Raw genomic sequence first — 26977 nt, 5'->3', positions numbered from 1 at the left:
GGCCCATCTAAACGTCAGAACGTGTAGCTTCCTGGATCCCGGCTCTGCGCAGCAGCGTTTCACGCTGCAGCGCATCCGGGACACGCGATTAGTTTTCGCGTCAGCGCGCCCTCTCAACCAACGGCCATTCACACCCTCACGCTGTTGTCAGCGGGCGCGGCAGCGCGCCTGCATCTTTCCCGCCGAGTGTTGTTTTCAGGTCATTTACTTTATTTCGAACATTTTCTTTGTTCCCCCTGCTGGCCGGCCCTCGGCAGCCGCGGCTGGAAACCATTGGGTTAACGGGCGCGGTTAAGAATGAGCATCGACGAGGGCTTGGTGCGGCGACGATTGCCGGTTCTGCGTCATTTTGGACGATCCGTTTTGGGCAAGGGGAAGCATCGATGTCGATGAGGATTGCGGTGGCGCTGGCCGCCACCATCGCGGCTGGGGCCTTGACGTCGACGGCGGCGCAGGCGCGGCCGGAAATGGTGGGGGCGCACCTGGCCGACTATTCGCCGGGCACCATCGTGGTCAAAACCAGCGAGCGGCGGCTTTATCTCATCCTCGGGAACGGCCAGGCCGTGCGCTATCCGGTCGGCGTCGGCAAAGCCGGCAAGCAGTGGGCCGGCACCACGAAGATCGACGGCAAATATCTCAATCCGGCCTGGGCGCCGCCCGCCGAGGTGAAGCGCGACAAGCCTGGTATCCCCGACGTCATTCCGGGCGGCTCGCCGCGCAACCCGATGGGCGTTGCGGCGATGACGCTCGCCGGCGGCGAATATGCGATCCACGGCACCAACGTGCCGGGCTCGATCGGCGGCTTCGTCTCCTATGGCTGCATCCGCATGCTCAACGACGACATCACCGATCTCTACGGCCGCGTCTCTGTCGGCACGACGGTGGTCGTGACGCGCTGATCGCCTGGATCAGCCGAGATGAAATGAAAGGCCGCGTCTTCGACGCGGCCTTTTTATTGCCAGAACCGCCAGCCGCGCGCGCACCAGCCGTCGCGATGGCCGCCATTGTAGCTGCGCACGAAGCCGCCGGCGAGCAGTGCCGCCGAGACGTTCGCAGTCCGCCGGGTCGCGACGTCGGCGAGGACTCGGCCGTATTTGTCGGGAGCGAGATTGGTGATGGTCACGCCGCCCTGGCCGAGCAGATCGCGCAAGGCACGGGCCGCAGCTTCGGCCTTGTCCAGCTCCTCCTGGCAGGATGCTTTCAGTTCGGGCGCATCGATGCCGCGCAGCCGAATGCGGACCACGGGATCGCGTCCCTCGTGCAGACGAACACGGGCGAGAAAAGTGTCGCCATCGATGGCGCGGATGAATTCGACCGGACGCACATCCGCGTGGCCGGTCTGCTGAAGAACGATCTCGGCATCTCCATTGCGATCGGTATCGCGAACAAGCCAGTGCGTTCCATGACGGAATGTGAGCACGACGGCCAGCGCGATGCCCACCACGAACATCCAGGGCAATAGGCCGGAGAGGCGGCGGCCGAACGGCGAGCCGCTGAACTGCGGCCGGTAGGAATTGGGGCGATCCTGGAAACGCATCAACTCACGCTATGTCTGAGTCGGGGGAACTCACAAGCACGAGCGCGTCCATAAACGACGCCGAATGCGCCGGAGGCCATGCACGAAAGTTCCGTCTGTCAAAGAGGTTAGCCGTAGTTCTACTGGGGATCCGCGAATATTTTCCAAATCTCAATCATTGGTTGCGAATAGCTGTTATACGACAAACCGAGGGGAGATTGCCGTGAGGTCATTCAGGTTTCGCATTGGAACAAAGCTCGGCATCGTGACGGGCGTGAGCGTCGTGCTGGTCGGCGGCATGCTGACCAATCAGATGCTCGGCAACCGCTCCATTGCCGAATCCAATCGCCTCGTCACGATCAACTATCTCAACAAGGGCAATGCGCAGGCGGCTCAGACGGCGATGGCACGCGCGCAGCTCGCCGCTCTCGAACTCGGCTCGGCACCGTCAGCCGGAGAGGTCGACAGGCTCCTCGAGCTTCTCCGTACCCGGGCCGGCGAAGCCGGCACCGAAATCGATGCCGCGAGAGAGCGGGCGACCCGCAAGGTCACACAGGACGCTTACCGCGAGGCCAAGAAGTTCGTCGATGCGTATCTGGCCAGCGGCGTCGAGCTCGCCGCGGCGCAAAAGGCGGTCATCGCCGCCCCAGCGGGTGGCGCCAAGCTTGCAGCAGAGTCGGCCAAGGCAAGTATTCTCGCAGAGCATATGCGTCCGGCAGCGCAGGAAGTCAGCAAGCGCATCGACGATCTCGTCGGCGTCGCCAACGAATTCGCCGCGCGCCGCAAGGGCGAGATGCTGGCCGAGTTGGACCGCGTCGCCAATTTCGCTTTGATTGTCGGCCTATTCGTCGTCCTGACGTTGGTCGGCTCCGCAGTCTTTTCCGTCTCGAACGTCGCCCGTCCGATCCGTCGCATCGGCGATGTGCTCCTGCAGCTCGCCGGAGGCAACAAGGCGATCGAAATTCCCTACACCCGCCGTGGCGACGAGGTCGGCGACAACGCCCGCGCGGCACAGACCTTCAAGGACAATCTGATCCGCATCGAGCAGATGGAAGCCGAGCAGAAGAACCATCAAGCCGCTGCGGCCGCTCAGCGCAAGCAGGAGATGACGCGGCTTGCCAACGCGTTCGAAACTGCGGTCGGCGGCATCATCAACTCGGTGTCAGCCGCATCCCAGGAGCTCGAATCCGCGGCCGGCACGTTGTCGGGTACGGCCGAACAAACCCAGCAGCTCTCCGGAATGGTCGCCGCCGCCTCGGAGGAAGCCTCCACCAATGTCGGGGCCGTGGCGTCCGCGGCCGAGGAAATGAGCACGTCGGTCGTCGAGATCGGCCGTCAGGTGCACGATTCCAGCCGTATCGCCGGCGATGCGGTCAAGCAGGCCGAGCGCACCGATGCCCGGATCAACGAGCTGCTCAAGGCGGCGGGCCGCATCGGCGACGTCGTCAAATTGATCACGGCGATCGCCGAACAGACCAACCTCCTGGCGCTAAACGCAACGATCGAGGCGGCGCGCGCCGGCGAGTCCGGCCGCGGCTTTGCGGTCGTGGCGAGCGAGGTCAAGGCGCTCGCGGCGCAAACCGCGCGAGCGACCGAGGAAATCAGCGCGCAGATCGCCGGCATGCAATCGGCAACGCAGGACTCCGTCGGAGCGATCAAGGAAATCGGAACGACCATCGGCCGCATCTCCGATATTTCCACGACCATTGCCGCGACGATCGAACAGCAGGGCGCAGCGACGGCCGAGATTGCGCGAAACGTCAGCGAAGCCGCCAAGGGAACGGTCGAAGTCGCGGACAAGATCGCCCAGGTCAGCCATGGCGCGAGCGCGACCGGCGCGGCGTCGGGACAGGTGTTGGCGTCGGCGCGTTCACTGTCGAGCGAAAGCAGCCTCCTGAAGACGGAGGTCGAGAAGTTCCTCAGCACCGTGCGCGCTGCGTAATGCACAACGAAGCCGCGAGCACGATTGCCGTGCTCGCCGGACATTCATGAAGCCCCCGGGATTTCCCGGGTTTGACCGGGGTCGTAAACAACACTAGGTTGAACATTGAGCCGTAAGCAACTCGCTTGCGGCACCTGTTCAGCGAGTCCCCCGCCATGAATATCGATGCGTCGTCCCCCGATTCGCTCGAGCGAATCGCCGAACTCGTTCGTCGGCAAGATAGTTCTCTCGACACCACGCTGCTTCCGCCGGTGGAGGGGTTCCAAACCAGGACCGTCGCGCTCGAAACACTGATGCGCGAGGTGACGGAGTGCCTGGCGGACGGCTTCCGGCATCGCTCGCCGCAAGACTTTCCCATGCTCTATTTTGCATGCGGCAAGGCGCGCGTCGGATCGACGGCCCTGAGCAATCTGTTCGGCATGACCGGGATGCCTTCCTACTATCAGCCTTTGAAGGCCATGCTGCGCGATGCGCTCGTCGGCAAGAGGCCGGCGCCGTGGGCCGTGCCGTCGGCAGACGACGAGCCGCACATCTTCAGCAAGGAAACGATCGGGCCCTACGTGCTCGCCGAGAGCCTGTTCAATCCGCTCAAGCTGCTGATCGAGGCGGGCTATCCGCGGCACCGGCTGCATCTCATCATGCTCGATCGTGAGCCGGCGAGTTCACTGGCATCGTGGCTCGACAAGCTGATCTCGCGCGCGCCTGAAGATGTATTGCTGCGGCACTATGTCGTCGCCGCGCTCAGCGCGGCTCAAGTCGCAAGCTACGCCCAGCGACAGGACGTTGCCGTCACTCACTACGTCTACGAGGTGAGCAAGGAGGCCGTGTCCTCGGTTCGTGTCCTGTTCGAACGGATCGGCCTTTCGGGCAGCTTCAACGAGAATGCCGTGACGTCCTGGCGTGAGCCGGGAGACTCGCACGCGAACAATGCGCGCGTCATCTTCCCGAGCGAAGCGACGATCTACAAGGTGCCCAATTTGCACACCTCCGACAGTGCCTATCGCTACCAGCGCCGTGCGACGGCCTCTCTGAGCGAAGCGCAACGCGAAGCTCTGGAGCGCTGCGGGGTCAATGATGCCTATCGCGTCGCGGTCGCCGCCTGTGTTCGCGATCTCGGCCTGAATGCGGCACTGTCGCAACGTCTGTTCGGCGACTGGTTTGCTGCGGCTGCGTGATGGTCATGCTGGACGTTCCCACCGGAGCCGATTCCGCACTCCGTGAAGGTGCTGGCGGCAAGCAGCGTCACGTCGCCAGCCACCTCCGCCGTCTGGAGGCGGAAAGCATCCACATCCTGCGAGAGACGGCGGCCGAGTTCCGCAAGCCGGTCATGCTGTATTCCATCGGGAAGGATTCCTCGGTGCTGCTGCATCTGGCGATGAAGGCCTTCGATCCCGGCAAGCCGCCGTTTCCGCTGCTGCATGTCGATACGACCTGGAAGTTTCGCGAGATGATCGCGTTTCGGGACCGACGCGCGCGCGAGCTCGGTCTCGACCTGATCGTCCATACCAACAATGACGGATTGCGCCAGGGCATCGACCCTTTCACCCACGGCTCGGCCCGCTACACCGACGTCATGAAGACGCAAGCGCTGCGACAGGCGCTGGACTTCCACGGCTTCGACGCCGCGATCGGAGGCGCGCGGCGCGACGAGGAGAAGTCGCGCGCCAAGGAGCGCGTGTTCTCGCACCGCAGCGCTGCGCATCGCTGGGATCCGAAGAACCAGCGGCCGGAGCTGTGGGGCCTCTACAACACGAGGCTCGCGCCCGGCGAGAGCATGCGGGTCTTTCCGCTGTCGAACTGGACCGAGATCGACGTGTGGGACTACATCCTGCTCGAGGACATCCCGATCGTTCCGCTCTATCTCGCAGCGTCGCGCCCCGTGGTCGAGCGCGACGGAGCATTGATCATGGTGGACGACGACCGGATGCCGCTGCAACCCGGCGAGGAGCCGCAATCGCGCTCCGTCAGGTTTCGCACCCTCGGCTGCTATCCCCTCACCGGTGCAACGAGCTCGACGGCGGCAACCCTGCCCGAGATCGTGCAGGAGATGATGGCGTCGCGCACCTCCGAACGACAGGGACGCATGATCGACCGGGACAGTCCCGCATCGATGGAGCGCAAGAAGGCGGAAGGTTATTTCTGATGTCCTATCACGAGGCACCGGCGATCGCCGCCGCCGATGCGCCGCAGCTCGAGCAAGACGATCGCCCGACGTTGCGTTTCGTCACCTGCGGCAGCGTCGACGACGGCAAGAGCACGCTGGTCGGTCGGCTGCTCTACGATTCGAAGACGCTGCTCGACGACCAGCTCGACGCGCTCGCCTCGGAGAGCAGGACCGCCGGCACCACCGGCGGCGACCTCGACTTCGCGCTGCTGGTCGACGGGTTGCAGGCCGAGCGCGAGCAGGGCATCACCATCGACGTGGCCTACCGCTTCTTCGCCACGAAGCTGCGCCGCTTCATCGTCGCCGACACGCCGGGACATGCGCAATATACGCGCAACATGGCGACCGGTGCCTCCAATGCTGATCTCGCCGTGGTGCTGGTCGACGCGCGCAAGGGCGTTATCACGCAGACGCGGCGTCACAGCCACATCCTGTCGCTGCTCGGCATCCGCCACGTCGTGCTCGCCGTGAACAAGATGGACCTGATCGGATTTGACGGCGATCGCTTCGCTTCCATCACCGCCGAATACCTGACTCTGGCCGGTCAGCTCGGGATCTCCCAGGTCCAGTGCATCCCGGTCGTGGCGCCCGACGGCGACAATATCGTCGCCGCGAGCACGCGCATGCCCTGGTACGAGGGACCGACCGTTACGGCCTATCTGGAATCCGTGGACGTGGCCGGGGACACCTCGCAGCAGCCGTTCCGGCTGCCGGTGCAATGGGTGAGCCGGCCGCATGCGGATTTTCGCGGCTTCTGCGGACGGATCACGAGCGGAACGATCTCGGTGGGCGATGCCGTTCGCGCGCAACCGTCGGGACACCAGACCCGCATCGCGCGCATTCTCACGCCCGCCGGCGAGCGCAATCACGCAAGGTCGGGCGAGTCCATCACCCTAACGCTCGCCGATGAGATCGACGTCAGCCGCGGCGACGTGCTGACCGCCGGATCTGCAGCGCCGGTGTCGGATCAGCTCGCGGCCCATCTCGTCTGGTTCGATGGCGAGGCCATGGTCGCCGGCCGGCGCTATTTGCTCCGGTGCGGTACCGCCTCGACCGGCGCGGTGATCACGGAACTCAAGCACCGGATCGCCATCGACACCATGGCGCGGGAAAGCGCCGCCACGCTCGACGTCAATGAGATCGGCTATGTCCATCTCGATCTCGACCGCCCGCTGGTGTTCGAGGCCTATCGCGACAACCGCGAGATGGGCAGTTTCATCCTGATCGACCCGATCAGCCATCGCACTGCCGCGGCGGGAATGATCGACATGTCGCTCCGCCGCGCCACCAACGTTCATTGGCAGCGGCTTGCGGTCGACAAATCCGTGCGAGCCCGGCTGAAGCAGCAACGGCCCTGCGTGCTCTGGTTCACGGGGCTGAGCGGCGCCGGCAAATCGACCATCGCCAATCTCGTCGACAGCCGGCTCGCCGAGCTCGGGCGCCATGCCGCGTTGCTCGACGGCGACAATCTTCGTCACGGCATCAACCGCGACCTCGGCTTTTCCAACGCGGAGAGAACGGAGAACGTCCGGCGCGTCGCGGAGATCGCGGGGCTGTTCGTCGAGGCCGGCTTGATCGCGCTGGTGGCGCTGATCTCGCCGTTCCGCAGCGAGCGCCAGCTGGCGCGCCAGCGGCTCGAAGCGGGCGAGTTCATCGAGATCCATGTCGCGACGCCGCTTGCCGAATGCGAGCGCCGCGATCCCAAGGGGCTCTATCGCAAGGCTAGGTCGGGCCAGCTGCCGGCATTCACCGGCATCGATGCCCCCTACGAAGCGCCGCTGGCGCCCGACATCACCATCGACACCTCGGAGCTGTCGAGCGAGGCGGCCTGCGAACGCATCATCCGCTACTTGCGAGCGCACAACTACCTGTGACGACCGGGACGAGATCTGCCGGCGTTATCCAGCCGCTCCGACTGCAAGCTCAGAAGTCGGAAGCGATGCCCTTGCGCTCCCAATCGCCGTAGCGGGTGGGCTCGGGCCCCTTCGGCCCCTGCAGCTCCTTCGCCTTGGTCTTGTTCTTGGCCTCATCCTTGGCCTTGGCGGCCGCAGCCTGCCGGCGCGCCTCGGCCTCGGCCAGCGCGCGCTGGGCGGCCGGCGACAGCGGCTTGCGATCGGGAACGGGGTCACTCATCGCCGCGCTTTCTAGCGCAGGACCGCGCACAACGCGATGCCCAATAACGCATTCCTGAAATCGGCTCGGAGCGCTGAAAAACCCGCAAGCGATTCTTACATTTGGCATATTCGCGTGTCAGAGATCGCCTTCTCAAGGCATGCGCCCATCGCGGCGGAACTGCCGCTCGTTCAGAACCTTGCTTCCGCATGCCATCTCAACGTTTCGTCCCTCCGTCCGAAGTGCCCGGCCTTGCGGCGCGACGGATTGCCGCCGACATCGTCGACGGCGTGCTGCACAAGCACCGCACGCTCGACGACCAGCTCGACGGCGGCGGTGCCCATCCCGGACTGAAGACGCTGGCCGACCGCGACCGCGCGCTGATGCGGCGCCTGGTCGCCACGGTGCTGCGCCGGCTCGGCACGCTCGGCCATGTGCTGTCCCGCCTGCTCGACAAGGGCGTTCCCTCCGACGCGCCACGCGCGCAGAGCGCACTTTTGATCGGCGCCGCCCAGATCCTCTGGATGGACGTGCCGGATCACGCCGCGGTCGATCTTTCCGTCCGCCTCGTGCAATCCGACCGCCGCGCCGCGCGCTATGCCGGGCTCGTCAACGCCGTGCTGCGCCGCTGTGCGCGCGAGGGCAAGGCGCTGGTCGAGGAGGTCGCGACGCAATCGCTGGATCTGCCGCCATGGCTGCTCGCGCGCTGGAGCGCTCATTATGGCGAGGCGACCGCACGGGACATGGCATCGGCGCTCGGCCACGAGCCCTCGCTCGATCTCACGGTGAAATCGGATCCCGCCCAATGGGCAAGCCGCCTGCATGGTGAGATGCTGCCGACGGGAACGGTGCGGATGCTGCTGCATGGTGCGGTAACCATGCTGCCCGGCTTCGCCGAAGGACAATGGTGGGTACAGGACGCCGCCGCCGCGTTGCCCGCCCGGCTGTTCGGCGATGTCAAAGGCAAGTCCATTGCCGATCTCTGCGCCGCCCCCGGCGGCAAGACCGCGCAGCTGGTGCTCTCGGGCGCGCAGGTCACGGCGATCGACCGCTCGCCGGCGCGGGTGGCGCGTTTGCGCGAAAACCTGGCCCGGCTGTCGCTGCAAGCCGAGACCGTCGTCGCTGACGCCGTGGAATGGGCCGGCCCGGCCGAGGCCTTCGACGGTATTCTGATCGATGCTCCCTGCACCTCCACCGGCACGATCCGCCGGCATCCCGACGTCGCATGGCTGCGGCAGGACTCCGACATCGCGACCCTGGCCGCGCTCCAGCAGCGGCTGCTGCGCAAGTCGGTGTCGCTGCTCAAGCCGGGCGGGACGCTGGTCTATTGCACCTGTTCGCTGGAACCCGAGGAGGGCGAGCAGGCGGTGGCCGCACTGCTCGCCGCCGAGCCCGCGCTTCGCCGCGCTCCGATCGTGGCATCGGAGGTTGCGGGCCTCGACGAAATCCTCAACGGGGACGGCGACCTGCGCACCCTGCCCTGCCATCTGCCGAACGCCGATCCCAGGCTCGGCGGGCTCGACGGATTTTTCGCGGCCCGGCTCGTTAAATCCTGATTTTGCACTGGATTTTGCGACCACGACCCTGATTCGCGCCGTTCAAGGTGGTGTCAGGCGTCCGATTTTGGGATTAATAAGGATTCGTCACTGATCCTCTCCCCCATCAAGGCAAGGCGTGTCGGTCGCTCAACGCAGACGTATCTCGACGCTGGTCATGAACCGCTTCGCGCGGAACATGCTCGCGCGCGCGAGCGGCGGTTCCGTTGTGCTGTCGCGAGTCTGGCCCGGCCGCACCGACCGGCTGATCATCGCGCCGCATGACCTGCGGACCGCGGATGCGACTCGCGCTGCCGAGATCTATGCCGGTCGCTTCGTCTTTGCCGGCAAGATCGTCAATTGCCACGGCCGCTCGATCTTCGACCTCGAGCCGCCGTCGGAAGATTGGGAGGTTGCGCTGCTCGGCTTCGGCTGGCTGCGGCACTTGCGCGCCGCCGATACGGCGCTGACGCGGGCGAATGCGCGCGCGCTCATCGAGGACTGGATCGCCAACCCCGCCAACAAGCGCCGCCCCGTCGCGCGCCGTGCCGACGTGCTGGCGCGGCGCGTGATCTCGCTGCTGTCGCAGGCGCCGCTGGTGCTGAGCGAGACCGACAACAAGTTCTACCGCCGTTACTTGCGGGCGCTAGCGCGCGAGATCCGCTTCCTGCGCTACACCATGGTCGACATTCCGGACGGGGTGCCGAAGCTGCAGGTGCTGATCGCGCTGTGCTATGCGTCCCTGTGCCTCGCCAACCAGACGCGTCACATCCGCAGCGCCTCCAAGAAGCTGTCCGACGAATTGCAGCGGCAGATCCTGCCCGATGGCGGCCACATCTCGCGCAATCCCGGCGCGCTGATCGAGCTCCTGATCGACCTCTTGCCACTGCGGCAGACTTTTGCCGCGCGCAATATCGCGCCGCCGCCGGCGCTGCTCAATGCGATCGACCGCATGATGCCGATGCTGCGCTTCTTCCGGCACGGCGACGGCAATTTCGCCCTGTTCAACGGCATGAGCGCGACATCGTCCGACCTGCTCGCCACGCTGCTCGCCTATGACGACACCCACGGCGCGCCGATGGCGAACATGCCGCATACCGGCTTTCAGCGCCTCGATGCCGGCCAGACCACTGTGATCATCGACACCGGCCCGCCGCCGCCGGCCGGCGTCAGTCACGACGCCCATGCCGGCTGCCTCTCGTTCGAATTGTCGTCCGGCATCAGCCGCATCGTCACCAATTGCGGCATGCCGACCACCGGCCGCGACAATTGGCGGCCGTTCGCACGCAGCACGGCGGCGCATTCGACCCTGACCTATCACGAGTCGTCGTCATGCCAGTTCGTCGAGATGTCGGCGATGAAGCGGCTCCTGCACGGCGCGCCCGTCACCAGCGGCCCGGTCGAGGTCGAGAGCTATCGCGAGGTCGTGCAGAACGGCACGCTGCTCACGACCTCACATGACGGCTATCTCGCCAAGTTCGGCGCAATCCACCGCCGCGTGCTGATGATCGCCAATGACGGCGCGCGCATCGATGGCGAGGACTCGCTGTCGCCGCCGCAGGGCGGACGCTTCAAAGGTGCCGATGCCGATTTCGCGCTGCGCTTCCATCTGCATCCGGCGGTGAAGGCGAGCCGGCTGTCGGATGCGCGCGGCGTCATGCTGGTGCTGCCGAACCGCGACGTCTGGACCTTCGAGGCATTGGACGACAAGGTCGATCTCGAGGACAGCGTATTCCTGGCCGGCAATGACGGCCCGCGCCGCACCGCCCAGATCGTGATACGTCAGAACGCCCGCCAGGCCCCCTCGATCCGCTGGAGCTTTGTCCGCTCCACCGCCTCGCCCGCAGTGACCAATGCCCGCCGCAACGCCCGGCGCGAGCCGGAACTTCCGTTGTAAACAGGCGCGATCGGGCCCTATCTACCCGTTGAGAGCGACGCCAAAAGCTGCTATCGAGCGCTCGCTCGCGCGACTGGCGACCTTGGATGGAGCACCATCGGGAAGCGCGGGACATATAAGCCGCGCGCCTGGGCATAGACACTCCCTGAACAGAGGATCTTGCTCATGACTGACCATCCCCGCCGCGTCACCCGCGCCCTTCTCTCCGTCTCCGACAAGACCGGCCTGATCGAGTTCGCCAAGGCGCTCGCCGCGCACGATGTCGAGCTGGTCTCGACCGGCGGCACCGCGAAAGCGATCGCAGCGGCCGGCCTCAAGGTCAAGGACGTTTCCGACCTCACCGGCTTCCCCGAGATGATGGACGGCCGCGTCAAGACGCTGCATCCGAAGGTGCATGGCGGCTTGCTCGCGATCCGCGACAACAAGGACCATGCCGAGGCGATGAAAGCGCACGGCATCGCGCCGATCGACCTGCTCGTCGTCAATCTCTATCCGTTCGAGGCCACCGTCGACAAAGGCGCGGGCTTCGAGGATTGCATCGAGAACATCGACATCGGCGGCCCCGCGATGATCCGCGCCGCCGCCAAGAATCACGACGATGTTGCCGTCGTGGTCGAGGCGCAGGACTATCAGGCCGTGCTCGACGAGCTCGCCGCCAACAAGGGCGCGACCACGCTAAAGCTGCGCCGGCGGCTCGCCGCGAAGGCCTATGCCCGCACTGCGGCCTATGACGCCGCGATCTCGAACTGGTTCAACCGTCAGCTCGAGATCGACGCGCCCGACTTCCGCGCTTTCGGCGGCCGGCTGATCCAGTCGCTGCGCTATGGCGAGAACCCGCACCAGACCGCCGCGTTCTATGCGACCCCGGACAAGCGCCCCGGCGTCTCCACCGCGCGGCAGCTCCAGGGCAAGGAGCTCTCCTACAACAACATCAACGACACCGATGCGGCCTATGAATGCATCGGCGAGTTCGACGCCAAGCGCACCGCGGCCTGCGTCATCGTCAAGCATGCCAATCCCTGCGGCGTCGCCGAAGGGCCGAACCTGGTCGAGGCCTATCGCAGGGCGCTGGCCTGCGATTCCACCTCGGCCTTCGGCGGCATCATCGCGATGAACCGCGCCCTCGATGCCGATACCGCGCGCGAGATCACCAAGATCTTCACTGAGGTCATCATCGCGCCCGATGCCAGCGAAGAGGCGATCGCCATCATCGGCGGCAAGAAGAACCTGCGCCTGCTGCTCGCCGCCAGCCTGCCCGATCCGCGTGCGCCGGGCCTGACCGCCAAGACGGTGGCCGGCGGCCTGCTGGTGCAAAGCCGCGACAACGCCGTGGTCGACGACATGACGTTCAAGGTCGTCACCAAGCGCGCGCCGACGGATGCGGAGATGCGTGATCTGAAGTTTGCGTTCCGGGTGGCAAAACACGTCAAGTCCAACACCATCATCTACGCCAAGGATCTTGCCACCGTCGGTATCGGCGCGGGTCAGATGAGCCGGGTGGATTCAGCGCGGATCGCCGCACGCAAGGCGCAGGATGCGGCGGCCGAGCTGAAGCTCGCCGAACCGCACACCAAGGGTTCGGTGGTGGCCTCGGATGCGTTCTTCCCGTTCGCCGACGGCATGCTTGCCTGCATCGAAGCCGGCGCCACCGCCGTGGTGCAGCCCGGCGGCTCCATGCGCGACGACGAGGTGATCAAGGCCGCCGACGAGCACGGCATCGCCATGGTGTTCACGGGAACGCGGCACTTCAGGCATTGAGTCCATCGACTCGTCATTGCGAGCGAAGCGAAGCAATCCAGTCTGTCTCCGCAAGGAAGGTCTAGATTGCTTCGTCGCAAGTGCTCCTCGCAATGACGAGGATAGAGTTGCATGATGCGGGCTAATCCCGCACCCGCAGCAACAGGCCCAATCCCGCAACGAAGAACACCACCAGCACGGCCATGCCGGCCTTCTGGCTGGCGGTCAGCGCGGTGACCAGGCCGATCAGGAGCGGGCCGATGAAGGACGTCACCTTTCCCGTCAGCGCAAACAGGCCGAAATATTGCGCGATGCGATCCTTCGGCGCGAGATGGATCAGCAGCGTGCGGGAAGCGGCCTGGAGCGGGCCGCCGGCTGCACCGATCAGGCAGCCCAGCACGAGATAGGCGCGCTCGGCCGTACTCGAGAACAGGGCAGCGCCCGCTTGCGGCGGCGCGGTCTTGACGAACAGGACGCTGTCCTTGTCGACGAGGAGAATCGCGGCCACCGACAGCAGCAGGACCAGCAGGCTGCCGGCGATGACGCGCTTCGGCCCGAGACGATCATCCAGCTTGCCGCCGAACCAGGCGCCGAGCGCGCCGGCGATCGCGAGCATGATGCCGAACGTCCCGATCTGGATGGTGTGCCAGCCGAAGGTGCCCGCGGCATAGATGCCGCCGAAGGCGAACAGCGACACCAGACCATCGGTGTAGATCATGTTGGCGAGCAGGAATGCCGCGAGCGATTTCTGCCTCGGCAGACTCTTGATCGACTGCTTCAGCTCCGACAGGCCTTCGCGCAACGCCTCGCCCAGCGGGCGCTTCGCCGGATAATCCGGCGTGAACAGGAACATCGGCGTCACGAAGATGATGAACCACAGCGCAGTCAGCGGCCCCGCGGCACGATCGCCCTGACGTGTGAGGGGATCGAGGCCGAAGAGCGGCGTGACGCCGAGCAGCGTGCGGCCGGTCTCGGGATTGGCGGCGAGCAGGCCGAGCACGATGATCAGGCTGACGATGCCGCCAATGTAGCCCGTGGCCCAGCCGGTGCCGGAGAGACGACCGATCCGCTCTGGCGGCACCAGCGTCGGCATCATCGCGTTGTTGAAAAGCGTGGCAAATTCCGCACCGACGCTGGCGAGCGCAACTGCGGTGAGCACCAGCGGAATGACGGCATGATCGCCGGGCTTGCCGATCCAGAGCGTGCAGGACGCCAGCACAAGCACCGTACCGAAACCTGCGATCCACGGTTTCCTGCGGCCCGAAGCGTCGGCGATGGCGCCGAGCACCGGCGACAACAGCGCGATCGCAAGGCCCGCGGCCGCCATCGCAAAGCCCCACAAGGATTGACCGGCGGCGGGATTTGGCGCAATGGCCGTCGCGAAATAGGGCGCGAACACGAAGGTCGTGATCAGCGTGAAATATGGCTGCGCGGCCCAATCGAAGAAGATCCAACTCACGACGGCGGCGCGCGGCGGATAGGTCCGCGCCACGCCGGCCATGCGCGCATCCGGAGCGATTGTCGTCATCACGCAGCACCCATCACGAACAGTTTTGCCTCTCTTAGAGCAAACGGTATAGCATTACAGTGACGGGTGTGAACCGGTGCAACGCCACGGCGGGAATTCGATGATGTCGTCATATTCGACACGGCGGAGATTTTTAGCCGCCATTACCGTCCTGGTGCTCGGTCTCGCCCCTGCGACCGCTCAGGATGCACGGCAGGGCTATGTTCCGCCCGCACGCGAGCCAGTGCGCGCCGTCGCCGCCGAGCACGGCATGGTGGTGGCGCAGGAGAAGATCTCCGCGCAGATCGGCGCCGACATCCTGCGGCGCGGCGGCAATGCCATCGACGCTGCGGTCGCGACCGGCTTCGCGATGGCCGTGACCTATCCGCGTGCCGGCAATATCGGCGGCGGCGGCTTCATGGTGATCCATTCCGCCGATCGCAATGAAGACATCACGATCGACTATCGCGAAACCGCGCCGGCCGCCACCACGCCGCAGATCTTCCTCGGCACCGACGGCAAGCCTGACGTGGCGAAGTCACGGGATTCCGCGCTCGGCATCGGCGTGCCCGGCACCGTCGCCGGCCTTGCGCTCGCGCTCGAGAAATATGGCTCGGGTCAGTTCACGCTGGCGCAATTGCTGGCGCCCGCGATCGGGCTCGCACGCGATGGCTTCATCGTCAGCGACGACATGGCCGATACGTTGCCGAGCTGGCACCGGCGGCTGGCACGCTGGCCTTCTTCGGCCAGGATATTCTCGCGTCCGGATGGCACGCCGCTGGGCGAAGGCGATCGGCTGGTGCAGGGCGATCTCGCCGAAACGCTGGCGGCCGTCGCTGCACAGGGGCCGCGGGGATTCTACGAGGGGCCGGTCGCCGAGAAGCTCGCCAAGGCCGTGACCGATGCCGGCGGCATCATGACGCCGGCCGACCTCAAGGCCTATCAGCCGGTCATCCGCACGCCGGTGCGTGGCAGCTACCGCGGCTATGACATCGTGTCGATGCCGCTACCCTCATCCGGCGGCGTCGTGCTGATGGAGACGCTCAACATCCTCGAGGGCTTCCCTCTGGCCGATCTGAAGCAGGGATCGGCGGCGTCGCTGCATCTCTTGATCGAAGCCATGAAGCGCGCTTATGCCGATCGCGCCCGCTATCTCGGTGATCCCGCCTTCGTCAACGCGCCGATCGAGACCCTCATTGCGAAGGACTATGCCGCGAAGCTGCGCGCAAACATTTCCCTCGAACGCGCCACGCCGTCAAAAGAGCTCGTGACCTCTCCTGCCGCGCCACGTGAGGGCAGCAACACCACGCATTTTTCCGTCGTCGACACCCGCGGCAATGCCGTCAGCAACACCTACACGCTGAACTTCAGCTACGGCGTCGGCCTCGTCGCCGACGGCACCGGCGTGCTGCTCAACAACGAACTCGACGATTTCACCGCGGCAATCGGCGCCTCCAACGCCTATGGCCTGGTCGGCTTCGAAGCGAATCTTCCCGGTCCCGGTAAGCGGCCGCTGTCGTCGATGTCACCGACCATCGTGCTGAGGGACGGCAAGCCGGTGCTGGTGACGGGCTCGCCCGGCGGCAGCCGCATCATCTCGACCGTGCTGCAGGTGATCGTGAACGTGCTCGATTACAAGATGGATGTTGCGGCCGCCGTCGCAGCGCCGCGGCTGCACCACCAATGGCTGCCGGATGAAGTGCGCGTCGAGCGCGGCTTTCCCGAGGGCGTGCTGCTCGAGCTGAAGGCGATAGGGCACCTCGTCGTCGAGCCGATGGGCCAGACATCTGCCAACTCGATTCTGGTGACGCCGAACCGAACGCTGGGCGCAGCCGATCCGCGCACGCGCGGCGCGGAGGCGGCGGGGCAGTAACCTGCTCCCGGAATGACGGGGTAAGGGAGTTACCGCCCGACCTGATACGGCCCGCCCTTCTCCAGCGCGCGCGCATATGCAGGCCGGGCGTGGATGCGCTCCAGGAACGCCATCGCCTTGGGATGGCCCTGCTCGAGGCCGCCGCGCGCTTGGGCGGCTTCGAGCGGAAAGCTCATCTGGATGTCAGCCGCGGTGAACTCGCTGCCGGCGAACCATTCGCTCTTGCCGAGCTCGCCTTCCCAATAGTCCATGTGCTGCTTCAGCTGCGGATTGACCAGCGCGGTCAGCGCCTGGTTGCAGACCTTGCGCACCAGCGGGCGCAGCAAGGCCGGCGCACGTTTCGGCATCAGCGTGAACAGCAGCTTGAGCAGCAGCGGCTGCATCGCGGATCCTTCCGCATAGTGCAGCCAATAGGTGTAGCGCAGCCGCTCCGGCGTGTTCGGCGGCGGGATCAGCCGCCCGTTGCCGTAGGTGGCGATGAGATATTCGATGATCGCGCCTGATTCGGCGATGGTGTTGCCGTTGTCGGTGATGACGGGCGATTTGCCGAGCGGATGGATGGCGCGCAGCTCCTTCGGCGCGCGCATGTCCGGCTGACGCTGATAGCGCACGATCTCGTAGGGAACGCCCAGCTCCTCGAGCAGCCACAGCACGCGCTGCGAGCGGGAATTGTTGAGGTGGTGAACGGTCAGCATCGCGGGGTCCTCAAGGCTTGGTCGTGGTCATCGGCCGCGCCGTTGGTGCCAGCCCGGGAACACATTGTCGAGCCGTCGCTGCTGATATTTTTATCCGGGTATATTGACGCGAGTAATTTACCCGGGTATTAAGAAACCCAGCATCGTCAAAATGGCAATGATTCCAATGCAGAAATTTTTCACCGCTTTCCAGGGACAACGCCGCCTGGTGTCCGGGCCGGCTGGAGAGGTCGCGCTGGTCGTCAAGCGGGTGGCGTCACAGCCGGACGAGCCAATCATCATCTTCGAGGACGCCACGGGCCGATCGATCGACTTCGATCTGCGTGGTGGAGATCGCGAGGTGTTGGCGCGCTTGGCGAAGCTTGTCCCGCCGTCGGCTGAGGCGACCGAAGCACCCGCAGAGCCGCGCGGTCGCGGCCGGCCGAAGCTCGGCGTGGTCGCGCGCGAGGTGACCTTGCTGCCGCGGCACTGGGAGTGGCTCAACGCACAGGCCGGCGGCGCTTCGGTCGCGCTGCGCAAGCTCGTCGACGAAGCCAGGCGCGCCAGCGGCGACAAGGACCGCGAGCGGCAGGCGCGCGATGCGGCCTACCACTTCATGTCGACCATGGCCGGCGATCTGCCGCAGTTCGAGGAAGCCTCGCGCGCCCTGTTCGCGGATGACCGGCGACGCTTCACCGGCCTGATCGCCGACTGGCCGACCGACATCCGCGACCACATCGTCAAGCTCGCCTACAGCGACCGCGCTTAAACCGCGCGCCGCTTCTCACGCCCCATCGACGGCCGAGCCGCGCATTGCGCGGCAACGGCTTCGCACGCCCTGATGAAAGGCCAATGCCATGTCTGCCGCAAAGCCGCTCTGGACCACATTCCTCCGCTTTCTCGCACCCCTGATGCTGAGCAACGCGCTGCAATCGCTGTTCGGCACCGTCAGCAACGTCTATCTCGGCCAGATGGTCGGCGTCGGCGCGCTCGCCGCGGTCTCGGCGTTCTTCCCGGTGATGTTCTTCCTGTTCGCCTTCGTCATGGGCCTCAGCACCGGCGCCACCGTGCTGATCGGCCAGGCCTTCGGCGCCGGCGAGCATGGCCGGATCAAGATCATCGTCGGCACGACACTCGCCGTCGGCCTGCTGCTCTCGATAGCGATTGCACTCGTTGGCGGGATCTTCAGCCGGCCCCTGATGGTGATGCTCGCCACGCCCGCGGACATTCTCGATGAAGCCAGCGCCTATGCGCGCATCATGCTGTTGACGATGCCGCTCGGCTTCATCTTCCTGCTGATGACGGCGATGATCCGCGGCGTCGGCGATGGACTGACGCCGCTGCTGGCGCTGGCCTTGTCGACGGCGATCGGCCTGATCCTGACGCCGATGCTGATCCGCGGCACGTTCGGATTGCCGGTGGCCGGCATCACCAGTCCTGCCTGGGCGGCTGCGATCTCGAACACGCTGACGCTGATCGTGCTGGCTGCCTATCTGCTGCGGAGAAAGCACGCGCTCGCGCCGGATGCGACGCTGCTGCGTCACCTCCGGCTGAACGGCGCCGTGCTCGGCAAAGTCCTCGGCATCGGCCTGCCGAGCGCGATCGGCATGGTGGTGATGGCGATCGCCGAGCTTGTGCTGCTCGGCCTCGTCAACGGCTTCGGCTCGAATGCCACCGCGGCCTATGGCGCCGTCAACCAGGTGATGGGCTACACCCAGTTCACGGCGATGTCGATTTCGATCGCGGTCTCGATCCTCGGCGCCCAGGCCGTCGGCGGCGGCGACCGGGCCCAGCTTGACGGCATCGTGCGGATGGGCCTTGCGTTCAATATCGTCCTGACCGGCGGGTTGGTGGCGCTGATCTACCTCGCGCCACGCGCGGTGCTCGGTATCTTCATCACCGAGGGCGCCGTGCTGGATCTGGCGAAGGGATTGCTCAACATCGCCTTGTGGAGCTCGGTGCCGTTCGGGCTCGCCACGGTGTTCTCGGGCGCAATGCGCGGCGCCGGCGTCGCGTTGACGCCGATGCTGCTGTCGATCTTCGCGATCGCCGCAATCGAGCTGCCGGCTGCAATCATCCTCAGCCACACGGTCGGCCTGACCGGCGTGTGGGCCGCCTATCCCATCGTGTTCTGCGCCATGTTGATTCTGCAGATGGGCTATTACCATCTGGTGTGGCGCAAGCGGGCGATGCAGCGCCTGATCTGACGGTCAAAGTATTATGACCGTCATTAAACGATAGACCTGTGGCGCGGCCTGCGCCACAATGAGAAAAAGCCGCTCAGAAAGCCAGGCCAGGGAGAATGATTTTGACCCGCACCGCCCCGCAATTCCTGTTCGATTTCGGTAGCCCCAACGCCTATCTCAGCCATCTGGCGATTCCCGCCATCGAACAGCGGATCGGCGTCAAGTTCGAATATGTACCGATCCTGCTCGGCGGCATCTTCAAGTCGACCAACAACAAGTCGCCGGCCGAGACGCTCGCCGGCATCAAGAACAAGCGGGAGTTCCAGCAGGTCGAGACCGAGCGCTTCATCAAACGCTTCAATGTCCAGCCCTATGTCTGGAATCCGCACTTTCCCGTCAACACGCTGAACCTGATGCGCGCAGCGATCGCAGCGCAGCTCGAGGGCGTGTTCGAGACATATGTCGAGGCCACCTTCCACCACATTTGGCGCGAGCCGAAGAAGATGGACGATCCCGAGATCGCGGCGAAGGCGCTGGCGTCGTCTGGTCTCGATGCGCAAAAGCTGTTCGCCCGCGCCGGGGAACCCGAGGTGAAGGCCAAGCTGATCAAGAACACCGAGGAGGCGGTCGCCCGCGGCGCCTTCGGCTCGCCGACCTTCTTCGTCGGCAATGAAATGTTCTTCGGCAAGGAGCAGTTGCGCGAGGTCGAGGAGATGGTGTCGGGAAAGTGAAGCGCGCGAATGGCGAGTAGCGAATAGCGAGTGGAAATCGCGCCCACTATTCGCTACTCCCTATTCGCCATTCGCCAATAGTAAAAGCGGAGTTCTCCCATGCGCATCCTCGTGGTCGGCGCCGGCGCCATCGGCGGCTATTTCGGTGGCAGGCTGTTGCAGGCCGGCCGCGACGTGACCTTCCTGGTTAGGCCTCGCCGCGCCGACGAGCTCGCGAGCGCCGGCCTCGTCATCAAGAGCCCGAACGGCGATGTGACCTTGAAGAACCCGCCGACGGTTCAGGCCGACGCAATCAAGGACACGTTCGACGTCGTGCTGCTCAGCTGCAAGGCATTCGACCTCGACGATGCCATCAAGTCGTTCGCCCCCGCGGTGGGGCCGAACACCGCAATCATCCCGATGCTCAACGGCATGAAGCATCTCGACACGCTGGACACGAGGTTCGGCAAGGAGCGCGTGCTCGGCGGCCTCTGCGCCATTGCGGCCACGCTGAACGAGAAGCGCGAGGTGGTGCAGCTCCAGCCGATGCAGTCGCTCAGCTACGGCGAGCGCGACGGCGGGATGTCGGACCGGGTGAAGGCGATCGACGAGGCCTTCAAGAGCGGCATCAATGGCGCCAGCGCCAGCCAGAACATCATGCAGGACATGTGGGAGAAGTGGGTGTTCCTGTCCTCGCTCGCAGCAAGCACCAGTCTGATGCGGACTTCCGTCGGCAATATCCTCGCCGCGCCCGGCGGCCGGGAGTTCCTGCTCGGCATGCTGGATGAGACCAGCGCGGTTGCCACGGCGTCCGGCTATCCGCCGGGCGGCCCGTTCTTCGATCGCGTCAAAGGCAATCTCACCACCGAGGGCTCGCCGCTGACGGCATCGATGTTCCGCGACATCAAGGCGGGCCTGCCTGTCGAGGCCGACCACGTCATCGGCGATCTCATCGCGCGCGCCGACGCGGCCAAGGTGCCGGTGCCTAAGCTGCGCATCGCCTATACGCATCTGAAGGCATATGAGAGGCAGCGGGCGGGGTAGGGCGTAACCACACATTCGGTGTCGTCCCGGGGCGCGCGCCGCGCGAGCCCGGGATGACGAGCTGCGATTGCCGAAACAGCTCAGCGCTATTTCAAATGCGCGAGATAGTGCGACACGGCGGTAATTTCCTCATCGCTCATGTGATAGGCGACGTCGGCCATCGCGGCGACGCCGCCGCCGACACGCTGGCCGGCCTTGTAATCGTGCAGCGCCTTGACGAGATATTCCTCACGTTGCCCCGCGAGCCGCGCCACCGCCTTGGTGCCGGCATAGCTGTCGGTATGGCATGAGGCGCAGCGGCGGCCGGCGGCCACCTGCGCCCCCTTCTTGGACAGGTCGGGATCCCCGTCTTCGGGTCCCTTCGGCGGCGCCAGCGAGGCGAAGTAAGCGCCGAAATTGCGGATGTCCTCGTTGGTGATCCCTTCCACGATCGGCTGCATCTGATCGTTCTTGCGCGCGCCGGCGCGGAAGAACACGAGCTGCCATTGCAGGAATTGATCGGGCTGGCCGGCGAGCGAGGGGATGTTCTCGGTCTGCGAAATGCCGTTCTCGCCGTGGCAGCCGGAGCAGGCGGCGGCCTTCTCCTTGATCGCGGCATTGTCGGCGGCTTCGGCTGGGAAGGCGCCGAGCGTCAGGAGCGCAAACACGCTGATTGCGTGCGAAATGAACTGCCGGCGCATGGGGAAGGATTCCGATCTATCGAGCTCGTCATTCCGGGGCGTGCGGAGCACGAGCCCGGAATCCATAACCACGAGCCGGGGTTATGGGTTCCGGACTTGCGCTACCGCGCAATCCGGAACGACAGCATGAGATTTTAAAATTAAGGAGGCTGCGGCACCTCCCGGCCGCCGCAGCCTCTGCGTCCGATCGCGCTACTTCTTGCTGTAGCTGATGCGATAGATCGCGCCGGCCCAATCGTCGGCCACGAGGATCGATCCGTCCTTGGCGATAATGATGTCGTTGGGACGGCCGAGATAGCCCTGGTCGCCCTCGAGCCAGCCGGAGGCGAAGACCTCTCGCTTCGGGTTCTTGCCGTCGGGTCCGACGATCACGCGCACGATGCGCGCGCCCTGGTACTTGTGGCGATTCCAGGAGCCGTGCTCCGCGATCAGGATGTTGTTCTTGTAATCGGCGGGGAATTGATCGCCGGTGTAGAACTTCATGCCGAGCGGCGCGACATGGGCACCGAGGTTCAGTACGGGCGGCGTGAACTCGGAGCATTTGTGGCCCATCGCGAACTTGTCGTCAGGCAGATTGCCCTGATGGCAATAGGGATAGCCGAAATGCTCGCCGATCCGGTTGATCATGTTCAGCTTGTCCGAGGGCAGATCATCGCTGATCCAGTCGCGGGCATTCTCCGTGAACCAGAGCTTGCCGGTGCGCGGATCGACGTCGCCGCCGACGGAGTTGCGGACGCCGAGCGCCCAGATTTCGGCGTTGCCGGTCTTGGGATCGACGCGCCGGATCTGCGACACGCTGGTCGGCGGAATGCCGATGTTGAAGGGCGGGCCGAACGGCAGGAAGAACCAGCCTTCCTTGTCGACCGCGATGTACTTCCAGCCATGCGCGGCATAGGACGGCATGTCGTCATAGACGACCTTGCCCTGGCCGAGATTGTCGAGATTGGCTTCGGCGTTGTCGTAGCGGATCAGCTTGTCGACGGCGATGACATAGAGCGCGCCGTCCTTGAAGGCGAGACCGGTGGGCATGTTGAGGCCCTTGAGGACGGTCTTGACCTCCTTCTTTCCGTTGTTGTCCTTGATGGCATAGACGTTGCCGAGGCCGAACGAGCCGACGAACAACGTGCCCTTGTCACCCCAGGCCATCTGCCGCGCGGCCAGCACGCCGGAGGCGTAGACCTCGATCTTGAAGCCCGGCGGCAGCTTGATCTTCTTGACGATGTTGGCGAGCTCGGCGTCGGAGGCGCCGGTCGGCGGGCCCGACGGCGGCGCGAGGCCCTTCTGCGCCTCGGTCTCGTCACCGAGGAACCAGTCATCCGGCGGATGGGTCCAGAACTCCTTGGTGCTGGAATCGTATTTCTTCAGCGGCTTGTTCTTGTCCTGCTGCTGCGCGTTGCCGGCGCCGGTCCCCGCGAGAAGGGCCACGGCTGCAAGCGCCAACACGGATCGATGGAACATCGATGTCATCGCATCACTCCCCTAAGGCAGCCATCAGGGCTGCGCGTTATTTTGTTTTGCTAGTCGAGAGGCGAAGTCTTGAGCCCGTCGGGACGACAGACGCAAAAAGGGTAGCACATCTGCCCATCGTGAGAAGCGCGCCGGATGCAGCGCGGCTGCGCGCAGCAAAAATTGAGACGGAATGTCAATGAACGGATGAACGCTGCGACGACCGCGCCTCGCGCTGCAACGCGGAATCAACAGCGCGCGCGCAACGTCGTCAGGCGGTCCGCCGGGGTGGGCATACAAAAGTGCGAAAACAACCCCATGCACAGTAGAACTGCGCAAGTTGATCCGCGCGCGGTGACGCCGGACAATCATTTGAACCGTCGAGTAAAATAATCGCGGCGCTCACGGGGCGACGGGGTAGGGTCCGTCGTCGAACAGCGTGTCGTGGTAGCCTTTCGAACCGACCTCACGCGCCAGCGTGCTGCGGACGTCGCGGCCATCGCGCAGGCTGCGCAGCACATGCGCGAAGTCGAATTCGGGTCGCCAGCCGAGCTCCCGCCGCGCGCGCTCGTTGACATAGACCCGGTCAATCGCGGGGAAGAGCCGCCAGCCGCGCGCCGCATAGAGCTGCGCGCACTCCGGATAGAGCTCGCGCACGACGCCGGCGGCATCGCGCGCCAGCGCTCCGAGATGACGTTGCTCGAACGGGCTCGTCGCCGAGACGATGTAGCGGGCGAAGCCGATGCCGGGCGCACGCTCGACGGCGAGCAGATGCGCGCTCACTGCGTCCGCGATATCCAGCCGGCGGTAGAGCAGCTCGTTGGCCTGCGCGTTGTCCAGCGTGTAGGCCGATCGCATCGCCGGATCGTCGTCGTCCTCCGGAAAGAAGCGCGAGGTCCGCAGAACCACGATCGGTAGCGCGCGCTCGCGAAAGAACAGCTCGCAGAGGTTCTCGGCCATCAGCTTGGTCGTGCCGTAGATGTTCTTCGGCACCGATGGCAGCTCCTCGGTGACCCACACCGCCGCCTGTCCCGCCTCGGGCCGCAGCTGCGAGCCGAATGCGCTGGTGGTGCTGGTGAAGACAAAGCTCTTCACGCCGGCCGCGACTGCCGCCTCGAGCAGGTTCAGCGTTCCTGACACGTTGGTGTCGACAAAATCCTGCTTGGAATGGGTCGCCACATGCGGCTTGTGCAGCGTCGCGGTGTGGACCACGGCGGTGACGCCGTCCATCTGGCGCCGCACGAAGGCGGGATCGACGATGGAGCCAACGGCATCGGTGAAGGGGGAGGGCTTGAGATCGACGCCGCGGGCGGGCGACCCGCGCCCACGGAGCGTCCGCAGGACCGCCTCCCCGAGATGGCCAGCGCTACCGGTGACCAGGATTGTCATTGCAAGTCTCGCCCGCCGTTGCGCTTGGCTTTTTGCTCTTCGTATTGCGCCTGGAGCATTGGATTGCTCGTCTCGCCTGCGACTGTGTCTGCGTTGCCGCCGTCCAGGCCCGGCGCGGCCTTGATCCCGTCGGCGATGTTGCTCTCCGAGCCCTTGCGGATGAATGGCTTAAGGTAAGCATCAAGTTTGCCCTTGCCCGGCTCTTCGAGCTCCTGCGTCAGGGGCTGCGAGATACTGAACTTTGTCCGTGGCGGCCCAATCGATGCTGATGCCTGCACGCCGCGCAAGTTCCGCATGGATCAGCATGATAGTGCGGCCATTGCCGTCCAGGAATGGATGGCCATAGGCGAGATAGCCCATCACTTCGCCGGGCTTTTCCGCCATGAACGCCTCGTCTTGTCCCTTCTCCAACGCGTAGTCGATAGCTTTGCGGATGTCATTGGGATGGGCGAAGATCACAGAGCCCTTCTTTACGAAGATGTGGGACGCGTTCGTATGACGGTCCTCTCCAGCCCAGGGGAACACTCCTTCAAAGAGCGTTTTGTGTGTTTGGAGGACATCGGCGTAGCTTAGGGAAGGCTGCGCCTTGAGATGATCCAAGGCTGCATCGATGCCGGTCAGAAAGGAATTGTGCAGGAGGCGCTGAACGATTCCGGGATCTTTGGCCTTCGCGACGTTGCGCAAATAACCGCGCGTCGCAAAATCTCCAAACGGATCAAACGTCACAGACGGCTTTCGCGAAGATAGCGCGCTTGAAGACGCACCGCTTGGACACGATCCAAAATCCCGGCGCGCTGGAGTGCGACGATGGTATTCTCGATAGGATCGAAATTCACGTCATCGCCGGAGAGCCGCGTCACGTGATGGGCAAAGACATCGTTCGATGTCGCGATCACTGCCACGTTGTTAGCGGCCGCCAACCGCTGGATTACACCAGCGGTATACTGGGCCTTGGTGGCGGAGCGCTGAGCAGACATGGAAACTCCTCTCCCCAAATATAGTGAACCAAGGCCTGAGAATCCATTGAGTTGCTGCCTTCCCGGCGTCTTCACTTGCCCGTAAACTACCGAAAGACCTTCAAAATTGCTCCGGCCTCGGTTTGAGGCCGCTCTCGCAAGCGCGGACAGCAAATCGCCGTACGAGGCGGCTCATGCCCAACAACAGCTCGCGCTTGCCCTTTGGAGTCTTTGAGGCTCATACAATGCTCTCCGAGGTTGGAGAGCGCTTCCTAGGCCAGCCTAGGAAAAACTGGAGCGGGCGAAGGGGCTCGAACCCTCGACCCCGACCTTGGCAAGGTCGTGCTCTACCACTGAGCTACACCCGCATCCTGTGTCGGTCGCGTGACGCGCCGACAACGGCTGTCGTATGCCAAAAGCGGGAGGGGAATGCAACAGCTACGGGCGGCATCATTTCGCATTTGAGGCGCCATATGGAGCCCGAAGCTGGGGCAAATCGACCGGAAACGCCCCGGAACCGGCGAATCGCGGGACCTGGATTGAAATTCGGCCCATTCGGCCCAATTTAGGAGCCGACCACAAGCATATGACGCGGCGGCGTGCTAAAGAGCCGCCATTCCAGACATGACGAGGGAATCCCGTGACGATCATCGACCAGGGTAACGGAGCGGCGGGTCCGGCTGCGGCCGACCTGATCAAGGACACCACCACCCAGACCTTCGTGAAGGACGTCATCGAGGAATCGAAGCGCCAGCCCGTGCTGATCGATTTCTGGGCGGAATGGTGCGGCCCCTGCAAGCAGCTCACCCCCGTCCTGGAGAAGGCGGTGAAGGCGGCCAAGGGCAAGGTCAAGCTGGTCAAGATGAACATCGACCATCATCCGGCGATCCCGGGCCAGATGGGCATCCAGTCGATCCCGGCCGTGATCGCCTTCGTCAACGGCCAGCCGGCCGACGGCTTCATGGGCGCGGTGCCGGAGAGCCAGGTCAACGCCTTCATCGAGCGGCTGACCAAGGGCGTCACCGCGCCGGGCGAGGTCAACGTCGCCGAGATCGTGCAGGAGGCCGACGCGGTGCTCGCCGAGGGCGACGCGGCGGCGGCGGCGCAGATCTATGCCGAGGCGCTGCAGCATGATTCCACCAACATCGCGGCGCTTGCGGGCCTTGCGAAGTGCTACGCCGTTTCCGGCGCGATGGAGCAGGCCAAGCAGACGCTGGCCATGGTGCCGGAATCCAAGCGCAACGACCCGGCCGTGAAGGCGGTGCAGACCGCGATCGATCTCGCCGAGCAGGCGAAATCGCTCGGACCGGTTGCCGAGCTGGAACAGAAAGTCGCCGCAAACCCGCTCGATCATCAGGCCCGATTCGACCTCGCCACCGCGCTCAACGCCCAAGGCAACCGCGCGGCGGCGACCGAGCAGCTGCTCGAGATCATCAAGCGCGACCGCAAATGGAACGACGACGGCGCCCGCAAGCAGCTGGTGCAGTTCTTCGAGGCCTGGGGCGGCACGGATGATGCAACCGTCGAAGGCCGCAAACGTTTGTCGACGATCCTGTTTTCGTAACGGCCTTTTTTGAGCATGATCTGTTCGGAAAACCGCTCCACACTT

23 protein-coding genes, 1 tRNA gene and 1 riboswitch are annotated in these 26977 nt (G+C 64.9%); of the genes, 14 read left to right on the top strand and 10 right to left on the bottom strand.

The features are described from left to right. Positions 1 to 383: 383 nt before the first annotated feature. Entirely contained in the window at positions 384 to 899 is a 516-nt protein-coding gene (locus XF30_RS04080) for a L,D-transpeptidase (protein WP_036024233.1), read from the top strand. A gap of 53 nt (positions 900 to 952) precedes the next feature. Here XF30_RS04080 and XF30_RS04075 read toward each other — a convergent pair whose 3' ends face one another. Continuing rightward, positions 953 to 1537 (bottom strand): thermonuclease family protein, encoded by a 585-nt coding sequence (locus XF30_RS04075; protein ID WP_036024234.1) that lies wholly within the window; start codon positions 1535 to 1537, stop codon positions 953 to 955. 202 nt (positions 1538 to 1739) lie between these two features. On the opposite strand from XF30_RS04075, the gene XF30_RS04070 reads away from it, so the two are divergent. From XF30_RS04070 to cysN, 4 genes are all read left to right on the top strand, one after another. Further along, positions 1740 to 3458, top strand: coding sequence for a methyl-accepting chemotaxis protein (locus XF30_RS04070; protein WP_109141992.1), 1719 nt, complete (start codon positions 1740 to 1742; stop codon positions 3456 to 3458). A 155-nt stretch (positions 3459 to 3613) separates the two neighbouring features. Further along, positions 3614 to 4633, top strand: a complete 1020-nt coding sequence (locus tag XF30_RS04065) for a sulfotransferase family protein (protein WP_109141991.1) — start codon at positions 3614 to 3616, stop codon at positions 4631 to 4633. A 5-nt stretch (positions 4634 to 4638) separates the two neighbouring features. After that, positions 4639 to 5601, top strand: coding sequence for a sulfate adenylyltransferase subunit CysD (gene cysD / locus XF30_RS04060; RefSeq protein WP_109145560.1), 963 nt, complete (start codon positions 4639 to 4641; stop codon positions 5599 to 5601). Further along, positions 5601 to 7496, top strand: coding sequence for a sulfate adenylyltransferase subunit CysN (cysN, locus tag XF30_RS04055; protein WP_109141990.1), 1896 nt, complete (start codon positions 5601 to 5603; stop codon positions 7494 to 7496). Before cysD ends, cysN begins: the two co-directional genes overlap by 1 nt. A 49-nt stretch (positions 7497 to 7545) precedes the next feature. On the opposite strand, the gene XF30_RS04050 is transcribed toward cysN, so the two are convergent. Beyond that, entirely contained in the window at positions 7546 to 7755 is a 210-nt protein-coding gene (locus tag XF30_RS04050) for a DUF1674 domain-containing protein (protein WP_036024240.1), read from the bottom strand. Positions 7756 to 7943: 188 nt separating this feature from the next. On the opposite strand from XF30_RS04050, the gene XF30_RS04045 reads away from it, so the two are divergent. From XF30_RS04045 to purH, 3 genes are all read left to right on the top strand, one after another. Beyond that, a complete protein-coding gene (locus XF30_RS04045) occupies positions 7944 to 9290 on the top strand; it encodes an RsmB/NOP family class I SAM-dependent RNA methyltransferase (RefSeq protein ID WP_109141989.1) in 1347 nt (448 codons plus the stop codon). 157 nt (positions 9291 to 9447) lie between these two features. Further along, positions 9448 to 11166, top strand: a complete 1719-nt coding sequence (locus XF30_RS04040) for a heparinase II/III family protein (RefSeq protein ID WP_192893026.1) — start codon at positions 9448 to 9450, stop codon at positions 11164 to 11166. 59 nt (positions 11167 to 11225) lie between these two features. Beyond that, a riboswitch (ZMP/ZTP riboswitch) is annotated at positions 11226 to 11307 on the top strand. Positions 11308 to 11331: 24 nt separating this feature from the next. Next, positions 11332 to 12924: a bifunctional phosphoribosylaminoimidazolecarboxamide formyltransferase/IMP cyclohydrolase gene (purH, locus tag XF30_RS04035; RefSeq protein WP_109141987.1), complete on the top strand. Its 1593-nt coding sequence runs from the start codon at positions 11332 to 11334 to the stop codon at positions 12922 to 12924. 121 nt (positions 12925 to 13045) lie between these two features. Here the strand turns inward: purH and XF30_RS04030 are convergent, their stop codons facing one another. Next, positions 13046 to 14431, bottom strand: a complete 1386-nt coding sequence (locus XF30_RS04030) for an MFS transporter (protein WP_109141986.1) — start codon at positions 14429 to 14431, stop codon at positions 13046 to 13048. 100 nt (positions 14432 to 14531) lie between these two features. Here XF30_RS04030 and ggt point away from each other — a divergent pair, with 100 nt between their 5' ends. Continuing rightward, on the top strand, positions 14532 to 16283 hold the full coding sequence (gene ggt, locus XF30_RS04025) for a gamma-glutamyltransferase (protein ID WP_109141985.1): 1752 nt from the start codon (positions 14532 to 14534) through the stop codon (positions 16281 to 16283). Positions 16284 to 16312: 29 nt separating this feature from the next. Here the strand turns inward: ggt and XF30_RS04020 are convergent, their stop codons facing one another. Further along, a complete protein-coding gene (locus XF30_RS04020) occupies positions 16313 to 16978 on the bottom strand; it encodes a glutathione S-transferase family protein (RefSeq protein WP_036038860.1) in 666 nt (221 codons plus the stop codon). Between the two features lie 151 nt (positions 16979 to 17129). Here XF30_RS04020 and XF30_RS04015 point away from each other — a divergent pair, with 151 nt between their 5' ends. From XF30_RS04015 to panE, 4 genes are all read left to right on the top strand, one after another. Then, positions 17130 to 17726 carry a DUF2239 family protein gene (locus XF30_RS04015; RefSeq protein WP_109141984.1) on the top strand — a complete coding sequence of 199 codons (597 nt, stop codon included), beginning with the start codon at positions 17130 to 17132 and terminating at the stop codon, positions 17724 to 17726. Positions 17727 to 17814: 88 nt separating this feature from the next. Further along, on the top strand, positions 17815 to 19164 hold the full coding sequence (locus XF30_RS04010; protein ID WP_109141983.1) for an MATE family efflux transporter: 1350 nt from the start codon (positions 17815 to 17817) through the stop codon (positions 19162 to 19164). Positions 19165 to 19265: 101 nt separating this feature from the next. Then, the gene (locus XF30_RS04005) at positions 19266 to 19874 is read left to right on the top strand and encodes a 2-hydroxychromene-2-carboxylate isomerase (RefSeq protein WP_192893025.1); all 609 of its coding nucleotides are present in this window, start codon (positions 19266 to 19268) and stop codon (positions 19872 to 19874) included. Between the two features lie 99 nt (positions 19875 to 19973). Then, the gene (panE, locus tag XF30_RS04000; protein WP_109141981.1) at positions 19974 to 20897 is read left to right on the top strand and encodes a 2-dehydropantoate 2-reductase; all 924 of its coding nucleotides are present in this window, start codon (positions 19974 to 19976) and stop codon (positions 20895 to 20897) included. An 86-nt stretch (positions 20898 to 20983) separates the two neighbouring features. Here the strand turns inward: panE and XF30_RS03995 are convergent, their stop codons facing one another. The 6 genes from XF30_RS03995 to XF30_RS03965 all read right to left on the bottom strand — a co-directional run bounded on the left by XF30_RS03995 (position 20984) and on the right by XF30_RS03965 (position 25736). Beyond that, positions 20984 to 21577 carry a c-type cytochrome gene (locus tag XF30_RS03995; RefSeq protein ID WP_036024264.1) on the bottom strand — a complete coding sequence of 198 codons (594 nt, stop codon included), beginning with the start codon at positions 21575 to 21577 and terminating at the stop codon, positions 20984 to 20986. Between the two features lie 192 nt (positions 21578 to 21769). Continuing rightward, complete coding sequence (locus tag XF30_RS03990) at positions 21770 to 23044, bottom strand: PQQ-dependent sugar dehydrogenase (RefSeq protein WP_036003007.1); 1275 nt, start codon at positions 23042 to 23044, stop codon at positions 21770 to 21772. A gap of 381 nt (positions 23045 to 23425) precedes the next feature. After that, a complete protein-coding gene (locus tag XF30_RS03980) occupies positions 23426 to 24412 on the bottom strand; it encodes an NAD-dependent epimerase/dehydratase family protein (RefSeq protein WP_109141980.1) in 987 nt (328 codons plus the stop codon). A 180-nt stretch (positions 24413 to 24592) separates the two neighbouring features. Next, positions 24593 to 25138 carry a Fic/DOC family protein gene (locus XF30_RS03975; protein WP_244608871.1) on the bottom strand — a complete coding sequence of 182 codons (546 nt, stop codon included), beginning with the start codon at positions 25136 to 25138 and terminating at the stop codon, positions 24593 to 24595. Next, positions 25135 to 25389, bottom strand: a complete 255-nt coding sequence (locus tag XF30_RS03970; protein ID WP_036003012.1) for a hypothetical protein — start codon at positions 25387 to 25389, stop codon at positions 25135 to 25137. Before XF30_RS03970 ends, XF30_RS03975 begins: the two co-directional genes overlap by 4 nt. A 272-nt stretch (positions 25390 to 25661) precedes the next feature. Beyond that, positions 25662 to 25736, bottom strand: a tRNA-Gly gene (locus tag XF30_RS03965). Positions 25737 to 26008: 272 nt separating this feature from the next. Between XF30_RS03965 and trxA the strand changes: the two genes are divergently transcribed. Continuing rightward, positions 26009 to 26932 (top strand): thioredoxin, encoded by a 924-nt coding sequence (gene trxA, locus XF30_RS03960; protein WP_025033093.1) that lies wholly within the window; start codon positions 26009 to 26011, stop codon positions 26930 to 26932. Positions 26933 to 26977: the final 45 nt, after the last annotated feature.

The sequence above is a fragment of the Bradyrhizobium sp. SUTN9-2 genome (genome assembly GCF_003122645.1).
GTDB classification, from domain to species: domain Bacteria; phylum Pseudomonadota; class Alphaproteobacteria; order Rhizobiales; family Xanthobacteraceae; genus Bradyrhizobium; species Bradyrhizobium yuanmingense.
Note: the sequence above shows the minus strand (reverse complement) of the source record. Positions and strands in the feature narration are given on the sequence as shown.